Annotated in this window: 13 protein-coding genes; 8 read left to right on the forward strand and 5 right to left on the reverse strand. The window is 64.8% G+C overall.

Translation table 11 applies throughout. The annotated features are described in order from the left end of the window. Positions 1 to 91 precede the first annotated feature (91 nt). The 5 genes from cobU (at position 92) to J7359_RS03630 (ending at position 4,911) form a co-directional block, all read left to right on the forward strand. The gene (cobU, locus tag J7359_RS03610; protein WP_209055169.1) at positions 92 to 622 is read left to right on the forward strand and encodes a bifunctional adenosylcobinamide kinase/adenosylcobinamide-phosphate guanylyltransferase; all 531 of its coding nucleotides are present in this window, start codon (positions 92 to 94) and stop codon (positions 620 to 622) included. Beyond that, positions 609 to 1,562 (forward strand): nicotinate-nucleotide--dimethylbenzimidazole phosphoribosyltransferase, encoded by a 954-nt coding sequence (gene cobT, locus J7359_RS03615; RefSeq protein ID WP_209055170.1) that lies wholly within the window; start codon positions 609 to 611, stop codon positions 1,560 to 1,562. Before cobU ends, cobT begins: the two co-directional genes overlap by 14 nt. Next, the gene (cobS, locus tag J7359_RS03620; protein WP_247740158.1) at positions 1,555 to 2,271 is read left to right on the forward strand and encodes an adenosylcobinamide-GDP ribazoletransferase; all 717 of its coding nucleotides are present in this window, start codon (positions 1,555 to 1,557) and stop codon (positions 2,269 to 2,271) included. Before cobT ends, cobS begins: the two co-directional genes overlap by 8 nt. A gap of 124 nt (positions 2,272 to 2,395) precedes the next feature. Then, positions 2,396 to 3,025 (forward strand): TRAP transporter small permease subunit, encoded by a 630-nt coding sequence (locus tag J7359_RS03625; protein ID WP_209055172.1) that lies wholly within the window; start codon positions 2,396 to 2,398, stop codon positions 3,023 to 3,025. Continuing rightward, positions 3,022 to 4,911: a TRAP transporter large permease subunit gene (locus tag J7359_RS03630; RefSeq protein ID WP_209055173.1), complete on the forward strand. Its 1,890-nt coding sequence runs from the start codon at positions 3,022 to 3,024 to the stop codon at positions 4,909 to 4,911. The genes J7359_RS03625 and J7359_RS03630 overlap by 4 nt, the downstream gene beginning before the upstream one ends. Positions 4,912 to 5,018: 107 nt before the next feature. Here J7359_RS03630 and J7359_RS03635 read toward each other — a convergent pair whose 3' ends face one another. The 4 genes from J7359_RS03635 to J7359_RS03650 form a co-directional block, all read right to left on the reverse strand. Then, positions 5,019 to 6,143, reverse strand: a complete 1,125-nt coding sequence (locus J7359_RS03635) for a TRAP transporter substrate-binding protein (protein ID WP_209055331.1) — start codon at positions 6,141 to 6,143, stop codon at positions 5,019 to 5,021. 253 nt (positions 6,144 to 6,396) lie between these two features. Beyond that, positions 6,397 to 7,671, reverse strand: coding sequence for a phosphopyruvate hydratase (eno, locus tag J7359_RS03640; protein WP_209055174.1), 1,275 nt, complete (start codon positions 7,669 to 7,671; stop codon positions 6,397 to 6,399). Positions 7,672 to 7,740: 69 nt separating this feature from the next. Beyond that, positions 7,741 to 8,430: an endonuclease/exonuclease/phosphatase family protein gene (locus tag J7359_RS03645; protein WP_209055175.1), complete on the reverse strand. Its 690-nt coding sequence runs from the start codon at positions 8,428 to 8,430 to the stop codon at positions 7,741 to 7,743. 106 nt (positions 8,431 to 8,536) lie between these two features. Next, complete coding sequence (locus J7359_RS03650; protein WP_209055176.1) at positions 8,537 to 9,937, reverse strand: protein adenylyltransferase SelO; 1,401 nt, start codon at positions 9,935 to 9,937, stop codon at positions 8,537 to 8,539. A 156-nt stretch (positions 9,938 to 10,093) separates the two neighbouring features. Between J7359_RS03650 and obgE the strand changes: the two genes are divergently transcribed. The 3 genes from obgE to J7359_RS03665 are packed head-to-tail and all read left to right on the forward strand — an operon-like array spanning position 10,094 to position 12,509. Further along, a complete protein-coding gene (gene obgE / locus J7359_RS03655) occupies positions 10,094 to 11,125 on the forward strand; it encodes a GTPase ObgE (RefSeq protein WP_209055177.1) in 1,032 nt (343 codons plus the stop codon). After that, a complete protein-coding gene (proB, locus tag J7359_RS03660) occupies positions 11,113 to 12,225 on the forward strand; it encodes a glutamate 5-kinase (protein ID WP_209055178.1) in 1,113 nt (370 codons plus the stop codon). Before obgE ends, proB begins: the two co-directional genes overlap by 13 nt. Beyond that, positions 12,225 to 12,509 carry a SelT/SelW/SelH family protein gene (locus tag J7359_RS03665; protein WP_209055179.1) on the forward strand — a complete coding sequence of 95 codons (285 nt, stop codon included), beginning with the start codon at positions 12,225 to 12,227 and terminating at the stop codon, positions 12,507 to 12,509. Before proB ends, J7359_RS03665 begins: the two co-directional genes overlap by 1 nt. Before the next feature lie 54 nt (positions 12,510 to 12,563). On the opposite strand, the gene J7359_RS03670 is transcribed toward J7359_RS03665, so the two are convergent. Continuing rightward, complete coding sequence (locus J7359_RS03670) at positions 12,564 to 13,475, reverse strand: lysophospholipid acyltransferase family protein (RefSeq protein ID WP_247740159.1); 912 nt, start codon at positions 13,473 to 13,475, stop codon at positions 12,564 to 12,566. Positions 13,476 to 13,477: the final 2 nt, after the last annotated feature.

The following is a 13,477-nucleotide window of genomic DNA, read 5'->3' on the forward strand; positions in this document are numbered from 1 at the left end:
ACCGGAATGGCGCGAAGGTAGTAGATCATCCGGCGGGGTAAAGCGGGTTTCGGCTTTCATCGCCCTCGGGCTTGTGGAAGATGGGGCGGCAATGACGAAGAGCGGGCATATCACCCTTGTGACCGGCGGTGCCCGTTCGGGGAAATCCGCACTGGCCGAACGGCTGGTAGTGCGGCATGATGGGCCGCGCATCTACATCGCGACCGCGCAGGCGGGCGATGCCGAGATGGCGGAAAGAATACAATTACATCAACGGCGTCGCAATGACGCTTGGACGACGATCGAGGCGCCGCACGATCTGGCCGGGGCGCTGCGCGCCAGCGACGGGCAGGGGGTTCGGCTGGTGGATTGCCTGACGCTGTGGCTGTCGAACTGTCTTGGATCGGCAGATTTCGGCGCATTGGTCGCGACGTTGCGTCAACAATGCTGTCCTGTTGTCCTTGTGACCAACGAACTGGGCCAGGGCATCGTGCCGGACAACGCACTGGCACGCAAATTTCGCGATCAGCACGGCTGGATGAATCAGGCCGTCGGGGATATCGCCGATGAGGTCTGGATATCGGTCAGCGGCCAGCCCTTGCGTCTGAAACCTATGCGGGAGTCACCGGATGAGATCATTTGACGAAGCCGCGGCACAGTGTGCGCGCGATCGCCAGAACCAGCTGACCAAGCCGCCCGGATCTCTGGGGCGGCTTGAGGAACTGGCCGTCTTCATGGCGGGATGGCAGGGCCGGGATCGCCCCGAGTTGAACCGGGCGCAGGCGCTGGTTTTCGCAGGCAATCATGGCATCGTCGCGCAGGGCGTGAACCCGTTTCCGGCCGATGTGACGGCGTTGATGGTTCAGAATTTCGCCGCTGGCGGTGCGGCGATCAACCAGATCTGCGCGGTCGCCGGGGCTGAACTTGCCATCGTTCCGCTGGACCTGGACCGGCCGACCCGCGACTTCACCCAAGCTGCGGCGATGGACATGGCCGAGGTCGATGCGGCCATGTCGATCGGCGCGGATTCGGTCGATCCCAAGGCCGACATCCTGATCCTTGGCGAAATGGGGATCGGCAATTCATCAATCGCGGCGGCGCAGGCGGCGTCCGTTTTCGGAGGCAGGGCGGAAGACTGGGTCGGGCCCGGAACCGGCGCCGAAGGTGATGTCCTTGCCCGCAAGCAGCGCGCGGTGGCCGCAGGCATCGCCCTGCATTCCCCCGGCACTGCGCGCGAAACACTGGCTGCGTTCGGCGGACGGGAACAGGCAGCGATCTGCGGTGCGATCCTGCGCGCAAAGGAACTGGGCCTGCCGGTGATCCTGGACGGGTTCATCTGCACCGCAGCCGCGGCGGTGCTGCGGCGCGACGACCCCGAGGCGCTGGCCCATTGCCTGATCGGTCATGAAAGCGCCGAGCCCGGACATCGTCGCCTGATTGCGGCGTTGGGGATGCGCCCGGTCCTGTCGCTGGACATGCGTCTGGGCGAAGGCTCGGGCGCTGGGGTCGCGCTGATGGTTCTGCGTGCCGCGATCGCCTGCCATGACGGCATGGCCACCTTCGCCGAGGCAGGGATTGGTTAGGCGCTGGCATCAGTTTCTGCTGGCGCTGGTCTTTCTGACCCGGCTGCCGCTGGGACACGCGCTGCCGCCGCGCATCATGCGGCTGGCGCACAGCGCATGGGCTTTTTCATTGGTCGGCGCGGCGGTTGGGGCAATCGCATCGCTGCCGCTGTTGCTGCCGGGGCCGCCGATGCTGACCGCGGCGCTGTCGGTGGCGTTGGCCGTCTGGTTGACCGGCGCGCTGCACGAGGATGCCCTGGCCGATCTGGCCGATGCAGGCGGCGGCAAGGATACCGAATCCCGTCTGCGGATCATGCGCGATTCCCGCATCGGCAGCTATGGGGTCATGGCCTTGATCCTGGTGTCCTTTGTGCGGGTGGCGTCCTTGACCGTGCTGGGACCGGCGGCGCTGATCGCCGCCGCGGCCTCGGGGCGCGCGGCAAGCGTTGTGGTCATGACGGCGCTGCCGCCCGCGCGACCGGACGGGCTGGGCCACGCCGCCGGTCGCCCTGCCTGGGCCGGCGTAGCCTTTGCATGCCTGATCGCATTTGTCGCGGTGCTTTGCGCCGGACCGGGCAGCGTCATCGCTCTGATCGCGGCAATTGTGGCGGTCGCGGCGGTGATCCGGCAGGCCCGGATCTGGCTGGGCGGGCAAAGCGGGGATGTGCTGGGCAGTGCTTCGATCCTGACCGAAACCGCAATTCTTGCAGCATTCGCGATGGCTGGCTGAACCCCTCAGCGGTCACGCTTGACGCTGCAAAAACCCTCGCGCATACCCCCGGGACGGTGCGAGAATGCAGCGCAAGGCGGCATATCCGAACAAGGCTGCCTGCCAACGAACCGGGGAGGATATCATGGGCAGCCTGTTGGCCCTTTCGCGCGGCATAGACCGCATCAATACGCTGATCGGTCGCACCGCGTCGTGGCTGATCCTGCTGGCGATCTTTGTCAGCGCCGTAAACGCGGTGGTGCGCAAGGTCTTCAGTGTATCTTCGAACGCCTGGCTTGAACTGCAATGGTATCTCTATGGCGGGGCGTTTCTTCTGGCGGCGGCCTATACGCTGCTGGAAAACGAACATATCCGGATCGACGTGATCTACGGGCGGTGGTCGCGCCGCGTGCAGCACTGGATCGACCTTGTGGGGACCACGCTGTTCCTGCTGCCCTTCTCGGCGATCATGATATCGCTGGTCTATCCCTCGCTGATGAGTTCGTGGCGCACGCATGAAATCTCGATGAATGCGGGCGGGCTGCTGATCTGGCCGGCCAAGGCCGTGCTGCTGGCCGGGTTCGTGTTGTTGTTCGCACAGGGACTGTCGGAACTTGTCAAGAAGATCGCCGTGATGCGCGGCGTGATCCCCGACCCGCATGGTCCCGCCGGGACCCACGACAGCGCCCTTCACGAGGCCCGGCTGATGACTGTCGGCACAGCGCAGGACCACAGCCGTGACGAAATCAGCGACGATCGGGAGAACCGCGCGTGATCGACCTTATCGCCCATAATCTTGCGCCCATCATGTTCTTCTCGATGGTCGTCTTTCTGCTGTTCGGCTATCCGATCGCCTTCGCGCTGGCGGCGAACGGGTTGCTGTTCTTCTTCTTCGGCGTCTTCATCACGCCCTATACCGATCAGGTCAACCTGGGCTGGAACCTGCTTGGTGCGCTTGGCGACCGGGTCTTCGGGGTCATGCGCAACGACACCTTGCTGGCCATTCCGTTCTTCACCTTCATGGGGATCGTTCTGGAACGGTCGCGCATGGCCGAGGAACTGCTGGATACCGTCGGGCAATTGTTCGGTCCTGTTCGCGGCGGCCTGGCCTACGCGGTGGTTCTGGTCGGGGCGTTGCTGGCCGCGACCACCGGCGTCGTGGCGGCATCGGTCATCTCGATGGGGCTGATCTCGCTGCCGATCATGATGCGCTATGGTTATGACAAGCGGCTGGCAAGCGGGGTCATCACCGCGTCCGGCACGCTGGCGCAGATCATTCCGCCCTCGCTTGTGCTGATCGTGCTGGCCGACCAGTTGGGCCGTTCCGTCGGCGACATGTACAAGGGCGCCCTGATCCCGGCATTCGTCCTGGTGGGGATCTATCTGGCCTATATCGCCGTGCTGTCCATCATTCGCCCCAAGACGATGCCCGCATTGCCGCCAGAGGCGCGCACCCTTGGCGGCGGCGGCTGGTCGCTGATCGTGTCGATCGTCGCCGCAATCGCCATCTACTGGCTGGCCGAGCGTTACCTGGGTGCAACCCTGGGCGATGACAGTGCCATCTGGGCGGCGACTCTGTCGGTCGGTGTCATGCTGATCGTGGCGCTGGCCGACCGGTATCTGAAGCTGGGGCTGATGTCGCCGATGACGCGAGAGGTGATCATCGTGATGATCCCGCCGCTGGCCCTTGTGTTTCTTGTGCTGGGCACGATCTTCCTGGGCATCGCCACCCCGACCGAGGGGGGCGCGATGGGCGCGGTGGGTGCGTTGGCGCTGACTGCGATCAAGGGCAGGCTGACGGTCGATGTCGTGCGTCAGGCCCTGCTGTCCACGACGCGTCTTTCCAGCTTCGTCATGTTCATCCTGATCGGCGCGACGGTCTTTTCACTGACCTACTATTCGATCAATGGCCATATCTGGGTGCGCGATCTGCTGACCGCGCTGCCGGGGGGCGAATACGGGTTCCTGATTGCGGTCTGCGCGATCATCTTCTTTCTGGCCTTCTTCCTGGACTTCTTCGAACTGGCCTTCGTGATCGTGCCGCTGCTGATCCCTGCCGCAAACGCGCTGGAGATCGACCTGATCTGGTTCGGCATCATTCTGGCGATGACGATGCAGACATCGTTCCTGACGCCGCCGGTGGGTTTCGCGCTGTTCTACCTGCGATCGGTGGCGCCGCGCAAAGCCTATCGCGATGCCGTCACCGGCAAGGAAATCGGGGCCGTCAGCACCGTCGACATCTACCGCGGTGCGGTCGCCTTTGTCGGACTGCAGGTCATGATGATCGCGCTGGTGATCGCGTTTCCGCAGATGGTCATGCACTACAAGGGCGCGCCGGTGGATACCTCGAATATCAGGATCGAGATCCCCTCGAATGGCGGGGGGCTGGGTGGTCTTGGCGGTGGACTTGGCGGCGGCCTTGGCGGCTCGCCGTTCGGGCAGCCACCGGCGTCCGGCGGCGATGGTGCCGGTACGCCATCCGGCGGGCTTGGCGGTCTGGGTGGCACCCCGAATTTCGGCGGCAGCGCCGGTGATGCAGCCGCGGATGCACCTGCGCCCACGCAGCAGTCCGATCAGGACGCGCCTGCAGATGAACCGTCCGGCGGGCTTGGCGGGATGGGCCTTGACGGACCGCCGCCGGGCCTGGGCGGCGGCAATTGATCTAACGGGGCCGGTCCAGACCGGCCCTTTTCTTTCATCACAGCTTCGGGAATCGAAAACGCCCGCCGCGAGGGATCGCGGCGGGCGTCGGATCGTGAACTAAGGGCTTACTGCCCGCCGCCCGGCGCAAGCTTGCCGTTGCGCTGCTGGATCATCATGAACGTGTCGAACGTGTATTCTGCCGTCTGGGCGTACAGATACCAGTCGTCGCGGAACTGCTGCATCGCATCATATTGCTTCTTGAACGATGCGTTCTCGCTGGACAGTTCGGCATAGACTTCGTTCGAGGCGGCGAAGGCGGCCGTCAGGATTTCCTCGCTGAAGGAACGCAGCTGCGCGCCGGATCCGACCAGCTCTTTCAGGGCGGTCGGGTTCTTCATGTCGTATTTGGCCAGCATGTTCTGGTCGGTGGCCTGGCAGCAGGACCGCACCAGCGACTTGTAGCTGTCGGGAAGCTCGTCCCATTTCGCCTTGTTGATGAAGAAGCTGACCGTCGGGCCACCTTCCCAGAAACCGGGATAGTAGTAGTACGGTGCAACCTTCTGGAAGCCCAGCTTGCTGTCATCATAGGGGCCGACCCATTCGGCGGCGTCGATCGTGCCCTTTTCCAGCGACGGATAGATGTCACCGCCCGCGATCTGCTGGGGCACGACGCCCAGTTTTTCCACGACGCGACCCGCAAGACCCGAGATCCGCATCTTCAGCCCCTGAAGGTCGGCCAGGGTGTTGATTTCCTTGCGATACCAGCCGCCCATCTGGACACCGGTATTGCCGCCGGGGAAGCTGACGAGGCTGTATTGTTCGAGGAATTCGTTATAGTTTTCGATGCCGCCGCCCTGATAGTTGTAGGCGGCTTTGGCACGGGCCGAGAAGGTAAAGGGCAGGTCGGCGCCGCAGGCGAAGGCCGGGTCCTTGCCCCAGTTGTAATAGCCGACCGAATGCGCGCATTCGACGGTCCCGTCGGTTGCCGCGTTGATCGCATCAAGTCCTGGAACGATCTCGCCGGCCGCGAAGACCTGGATGTTGAACTTGCCGTCGGTGGCTTCCTTCAGCCGGGTCGAAAGCTCTTCCCCGCCGCCATAGATCGTGTCCAGCGATTTCGGGAAGGACGAGGCCAGCCGCCAGTTGATCGTCGGCATCTCCTGCGCGATCGCCGGTGCCGCAAGTGCCGTTCCGGCTGCCGCCGCAGCCCCGCCGACCGAGGCGCGTGTCAGGAAGGAACGCCGGTCCAGGCTTTTGGAATCTTTCATGTAATCTCCTCCAAGCGGGTCGGATGGAGCTTTTGCCCCGACGAATTTCCGCCCTGCATGGCGCCGCAGTTTAGCCACTGATCGACGCCTGTCGAGGGGGCAGAGCGGACAGATTTTCGGGATTGGGCGCTGCCCTGGCGTCAATGTCACGCCACGGCGCGGCATTGGTCGAAATCCGGGCGTTGGCGCCCGGAAAAACCCTGCCCGCGACGGGCTCGCGGACAGGGTGGGAATGTCAGCGCAGGATCGAACGGCCCGCGTATTCGGCCGTCTCGCCCAGCATCTCCTCGATCCGGATCAACTGGTTGTATTTCGCCAGCCGGTCCGAACGCGCAAGGCTGCCCGTCTTGATCTGGCCGCAATTGGTCGCCACCGCCAGATCGGCGATGGTCGCATCCTCGGTTTCGCCCGAGCGGTGCGACATCACGCTGGTATATCCCGCGCGGTCGGCCATCCGCACCGCATCCAGCGTTTCGGACAGGGTTCCGATCTGGTTGACCTTGACCAGCAGGCTGTTGCCGCAGCCCTTGGCGATGCCATCGGCCAGACGCGTGGGATTGGTCACGAACAGATCGTCGCCCACCAGCTGCACCCTGTCGCCCAGTTTCTCGGTCAGCAGCTTCCAGCCGTCCCAGTCGTCTTCGGCGCAGCCATCCTCGATCGAAAGGATCGGATAGTCACCGCACAGCGCCGCGAGGTAGTCGACATTCTCGGCAGGCGACAGCGATGCGCCTTCGCCCTTCATTTCGTATTTGCCGTTGCGGAAATACTCGGTCGAGGCGCAGTCCAGCGCCAGCATGATGTCGTCGCCGGGCTTGTAGCCGGCCTTCTCGACCGCCTTCAGGATGAAATCCAGCGCGTCGCGGGTCGACGACAGGTTCGGCGCAAAGCCGCCCTCGTCGCCGATCCCGGTGGACAGGCCAGCCGCCGAAAGTTCCTTTTTCAGCGTGTGGAACACCTCGGACCCCATGCGCACGGCTTCGCGGATATTCTCCGCACTGACCGGCATGATCATGAATTCCTGGATGTCGATGGGGTTGTCGGCATGTTCGCCGCCATTGATGATATTCATCATGGGCACCGGCAGGATCCGCGCCGAGGTGCCGCCAACGTAGCGATACAGCGGCTGCATGCAGTCTTCGGCAGCGGCTTTTGCCACGGCCAGAGACACGCCCAGGATCGCGTTCGCGCCCAGGCGGCCCTTGTTCGGTGTGCCGTCCAGATCGCACATCATCGCGTCGATGGCACGTTGTTCGGTCGCGTCCTCGCCGATCAGGTTCTCGGCGATCTCTCCGTTGACGGCCGCGACGGCTTCCAGCACGCCCTTGCCCATGTAACGGGCCTTGTCGCCGTCGCGTTTCTCGACCGCCTCGTGGGCGCCGGTCGATGCGCCCGACGGCACGGCCGCACGGCCCATCGTGCCGTCTTCCAGCGTCACGTCGACCTCGACAGTCGGATTGCCGCGGCTGTCCAGGATCTCGCGGGCGAAGATATCGATAATGGCGCTCATCGGCTCCTCCATTGGCTTGCGTTAGCGCCTACATAGCTGCCGTGGCGGCAAGTCGAAAGCCGCAATTTGTCAGGGCAGGGCGATCTCGGCCCAGATCGGCAGGTGATCCGAGGCATCGCGCGCCCCCGCACCCGAGAACACCCCGTGCCGCAGCAGTTCCAGATGTCGCGACATCGCGATGCGGTCCAGCCGGAAACGCGGCAGCGGGGCGGGATAGGACGGGCCGGGCGCAATGACCCGGAATCCGGCAAGCGATTCCAACCCGCGCTCATCATGCCATTCGTTGAAATCGCCCATCAGCACGATGTTGTCGTCCGCGATCCGCGCGGCCTGCGCGCTGATCCGGGCCAATTGCGCGCGACGCGACGACCGCACCAGTCCAAGATGAACCCCGATGATCGTCAGCCCGGGCAAACGCAAGGCCAGCGCCCCGCGCGGTTCCAATCCCGGCAGGGGAAGCCGCCGCACGACGGCGTTCTGGGCCAGTTCGGGACGCAGCAGGATGGTCTGGCCGTGCCAGCCAAGTGAGTTCTCGCCGCTTGGTCTGCTGATATCGGCGGGCACAAGACCGGTCTGGTCCTGGATCAGCGCCCGCGGCAGCGCCTCGGGGCGGGCGCCGAAGCGGAAATCGACCTCTTGCAGGGCAATGATATCGGGCCGCATGGCCGCGATGACGGCCAGATTCCTCTCGGGGGCGTGCGGACCGGTCAGGCCGCGGCATTTGTGCAGGTTGTAACTCGCTACTCGAATGACCGCCACGTCGCGCCCTCATCAGGTTCGTCAGAAGATATCGCGACGATGCCTGGTCGCAAGAGGACTTCCCCCGAACGACAGGGGAATGTCGGGCCAAAGAAAGCAGGGATGCTCAGGTTCCGCAGAATGTCTGCCGCACAGCCTCGGACGCCAGCGGCGCGCGTGCCAGATGATCCCATTCCTGACGATCCTCACGCGGATGCGTGACAGCATCGAACAGCAGCCGGAAAGGCTGAAGATCGTCATTCACGGCAGCTTGGATCGCCTGTTCGACCCGGTGGTTGCGGGGAATGCGTCTTGGGTTGGCGTGGGCCATCAGCGCCGGGTCCGGGTCATGTTCCTGCCAGCGCAGCGCCCAGTCGTCGAATGCCGCCGGATCCTTGAATTCGCCGCGTGCCGTGCCGTCGCGCAGGCCGGCGAAAACCCGCGTGAAATCCGCCCGGTCGCGGGCCATCAGGCTCAGCAGTTCCTCGGCCAGTTCCTGCACCGGGGCGGCCTCGGTCAGGCCCAGCTTCTCGCCAAAGCGGCGACACCAAGCGGCCTGATACAGCGGCGCAAAACCGTGCACGGATTTCGTCGCCGCCTCGATCGCCGCATCGCGCTGACCCATCAGCGGGATCAGGCAGGTGGCCAGCTGCGCCAGATTCCAGACCGCAACCTGAGGCTGCTGTGCCCAGGCATAGCGCCCCGCGTGATCGATTGATGAGAAGACCGTGTCAGGATGATATCCATCCATGAAGGCGCAGGGGCCGTAATCGATCGTTTCGCCCGATATGGCCATGTTGTCGGTATTCATGACCCCGTGGATGAATCCCAGCGCCATCCATTGCGCGATGGTTTCGGCCTGCCGCGCGACGACATGATCCAGCAGCGATAACGGCCCGGTCGCCTGCGGATAGTGCCGTTCGATGACATGGTCGGTCAGCGCTGCCAGTGCCGATTCGTTGCCTCGCACGGCGAAGTACTGGAACGTGCCGACCCGAATATGACTGGATGCGACACGGGTCAGCACAGCGCCAGGAAACCCGTCCTCGCGCCACACGGTTTCACCGGTCGCGACGGCGGCCAGCGCGCGGGTGGTGGGCACGCCCATGGCGGACATGAATTCGCTGACGACGTATTCCCGCAGCACGGGTCCGATCCAGGCCCGGCCGTCGCCGCGGCGCGAAAAAGGTGTCTTGCCGCTGCCCTTCAACTGAATATCGAAGCGGGCACCGTCCGGCGCCACGACTTCGCCCAGAAGCACGGCACGCCCGTCGCCAAGTTGCGGAACGAACCCTCCGAACTGATGTCCTGCATAGGCCTGGGCGATGGGTTCGGCGCTGTCTGGCATGGCGTTCCCGGCCAGCATCGCCGTGCCTTCCGGGCCGCTCAGCCATGCCGGATCCAGACCAAGCCGGCCTGCCAATCCCTCATTCAGTGCCAGCAACACCGGCTTGGTCACGGGCGTCGGATCGACACGCGCGAAGAATCCATCGGGCAGACGGGCATAGCTGTTGTCGAAGTGGATCATGGGGGCCTCCTGCTTGACATCTAGGGACTGGAGCCCGCGCGGAAAAGGGTCGGCATCGCAGGGTATGTCACAAAGGCAGCCCCGAACCCTGCCGTCCCGGGTCTTGCACGATCGGGGCAGCGCGCGTATCGCATCCCCCGGAACAGGAGCTGCGTCATGAAATTCCTCGATCTCGCCAAGGTCTATATCCGTTCGGGCGGAGGCGGCGCAGGCTGCGTGTCTTTCCGGCGCGAGAAGTTCATCGAATATGGTGGCCCGGACGGCGGCGATGGCGGCAATGGCGGTGATGTCTGGGCCGAGGCGGTCGAAGGGCTGAACACCCTGATCGATTTCCGCTACCAGCAACATTTCTTCGCCAAATCCGGTCAGCACGGCATGGGCAGCCAGATGACCGGCAGATCGGGCGACGACATCGTGCTGCGGGTGCCGGTCGGGACCGAGATCCTGGAAGAAGACGAAGAGACGGTCATCGCCGACCTGACCGAACCGGGCGCGCGCGTCCTGTTGGCGCGCGGCGGCAATGGCGGTTGGGGCAACCTGCATTTCAAGTCATCGACCAACCGTGCGCCGCGCAACGCAAACCCGGGCCAGCCAGGGATCGAACGGACGATCTGGCTGCGGCTGAAGCTGATCGCGGATGCGGGGCTGGTGGGGTTGCCGAACGCCGGCAAGTCGACCTTCCTCGCGGCCGTTTCCAATGCCCGGCCCAAGATCGCGGACTACCCGTTCACGACGCTGCACCCGAATCTGGGCGTGGTCGGCGTCGATGGGCGCGAATTCGTGATGGCTGACATTCCCGGCCTGATCGAAGGCGCCAGCGAGGGCAGGGGGCTGGGCGACCAGTTTCTTGGTCATGTCGAACGCAGCAACGTGCTTTTGCACCTGGTGGACGGCACGGCCGAGGATGTTGCGGGCGATGCCCGAACCATCCTGACCGAGCTTGCGGCCTATTCCCCGGTGCTGATGGAAAAGCCGCGCATCACTGCGCTGAACAAGATCGATGCCTTGGACGACGACACCATCGCCGAACGCAGGGCCGCGCTGGAGGCAGAGATCGGCGGCACTGTCCATCTGATGTCCGGCGTCGCCAAGCTGGGCGTGACCGAGGTTCTGCGTGCCTTGTGGACCGAGATCGCGCCCACCCGGATCATCGATGAGGACGAGCCTGACGCGCCATGGCAACCCTAGCACCATCGCTGACGCGGGCACGGCGTCTGGTCATCAAGATCGGCTCGGCGCTGCTGGTCGGGCCGGACGGGCTGAACGCCGACTGGCTGCGCGGCCTGTGTGATGACGTGGCCGACTGGCGGCGGCGCGGCAGCGATATCGTTCTGGTGTCTTCGGGCTCGATCGCGCTGGGACGGCGGGTGCTGGACCTGCCGCCGGGCGCGCTGCCGCTGGAACAGGCGCAGGCGGCCGCAGCGGTCGGCCAGATCCGGCTGGCGCGCGCCTATGAAGAGGCGCTGGCCCCGCATGGCGTCAAGACGGCGCAGATCCTGCTGACGCTGGAAGACAGTGCCGACCGCCGCCGCTATCTGAACAGCCGTGCGACGCTGCAGACGCTGCTGGGGCTGGGTGTGGTGCCCATCGTGAACGAAAACGACACCGTCGCCACCGACGAGATCCGCTATGGCGACAACGACCGGCTGGCCGCGCAGATCGCCGTGACCTGTGGTGCGGACCAGTTGCTGCTGTTGTCGGATGTCGACGGGCTGTATACCGCGAACCCCAAGACCGATCCCGACGCGCGTCATCTGCCGGTAATCGACCGCCTGACGCCCGAGATCGAGGCGATGGGCGGCGATCCGGTCTCGGGGTTGTCGAAAGGCGGCATGAGGACCAAGCTGATGGCGGCGCGCACGGCGATAGCGGGCGGCTGCGCGATGGCGATAGCCGAGGGGTCGGTGATGCGGCCCTTGTCGGCGGTGGCCGATGGTGCGCGGTCCAGTTGGTTCCTGCCGGAAGGCGATCCACAGGCGGCGCGCAAACGCTGGATCGCGGCAATGAAACCCAAGGGCACGCTGATCGTCGATGACGGCGCGGCACAGGCGTTGCGCAGCGGAAAGTCGTTGCTGCCCGCCGGGGTGCGTGCCGTTTCGGGCGATTTCGGTCGCGGCGATCCGGTCGCGATCACTGGTCCTTCGGGTGAAACGCTGGGGCAGGGCATGACCCGCTATACGGCGACCGAGGCGCGTCTGATCGCCGGACACCGCTCTGCCCAGATCGAGACCATCCTGGGCTATCCCGGCCGGGCGGCCCTGATCCACCGAGACGACATGGCATTGTGATGGCGCATCTTGAGATCACCTATTGCACGGGATGCAACTGGCTGTTGCGCGCGGGCTGGTATGCGCAGGAATGCCTGTCCACCTTCGGCACGTCGCTGCGCGTCACGATCGTGCCTGATGACAGCGGCGGGGTGTTCCGCATCACGCTGGACGACCAGCAGATCTGGGAACGCAAGGCGGATGGCGGTTTTCCGGATATCAGGACGCTGAAGCAGCGTATCCGCGACCGGATCGCACCGGAACGATCCTTGGGACATCTGGATCGCGACAGCCGCAAAGGCTGAGCGGAAGGTCTGCACAGCCAGGGCGCCCAAGCCATCAGCAGAAGATCCCCAGGATCAGGCGACGCTTTTCGACGGCCGCGACAAACGCGCCCCGGTCGCACCGCGCGTCAGCCTTGGTGCATCCTCGCCCGGTGCGGGCAATGCCAGCACCGCGTCGCGCAGGGTCGCAATCGCCTCTTCGCTGCTGCGTGGCAGGGTTGCCGGATCGATCGGCCTGCCGACGCTGACCCGATAGGTCTGACCGGCCTTGTTCAGCACCTCGTTGAACAGGGTGACATCCCGCAGCGTCGGGTGGATCGCGTCCAGCAAATAGAACAGCGCGGAGTTGCGCGCCCGTATCCGCAGCGGAATGACCGGCACGCCGAACTTCCGCGCGATCATCGCCGCGCTGGCCATCCATGGCCGTTCCGTCAATGTCAGTCCGCGCCGCTTGGCCAGCCGTCCCGAGGGAAAGATCAGGCCGATCCGCCCTGCTTCCAACGCGGTGCGGGTATAATCCATCGTCGCCTTGGTCTTGGCATGGCTGCGCTTTTCCTGCCGCCACTCGACCCCTGCGATCATATCCTCGACCTGCGGCAGGACGCGGATCATGTCGTGATTGGCATAAATGAACAGATCGTCGCGCATCTGCGCCAGAACCGCGTGCATCACGATCCCGTCCGCGATGCCGGTGGGATGGTTCGACACGATCAGCGCCGGCCCGGTCGCCGGGATATGTTCGATCCCGGTCACGCGCACGTCGCGGACGATCAGATCGGTCATCCGGCGCATGATCTCGGGCGCGGGCAGGTCACGGAATTCCGCCCCCAGTTCGATCGTGCGGGGATAGCGCAGCAACCCCATCATCGCTCGCCGTGCGATCCGGTGATGCAGCCGGTTCGAGTAAAGCCAAGGTGCCCGCTCGGCAATCAGCGGGTCCAGTCTGGCCTGCATCTCGGCCCGTGCGTCGGCGTATCGGTCACTCATCT

It is taken from the genome of Paracoccus sp. R12_2 (genome assembly GCF_017744015.1).
In the GTDB taxonomy this organism is placed as follows: Bacteria; Pseudomonadota; Alphaproteobacteria; order Rhodobacterales; family Rhodobacteraceae; genus Paracoccus.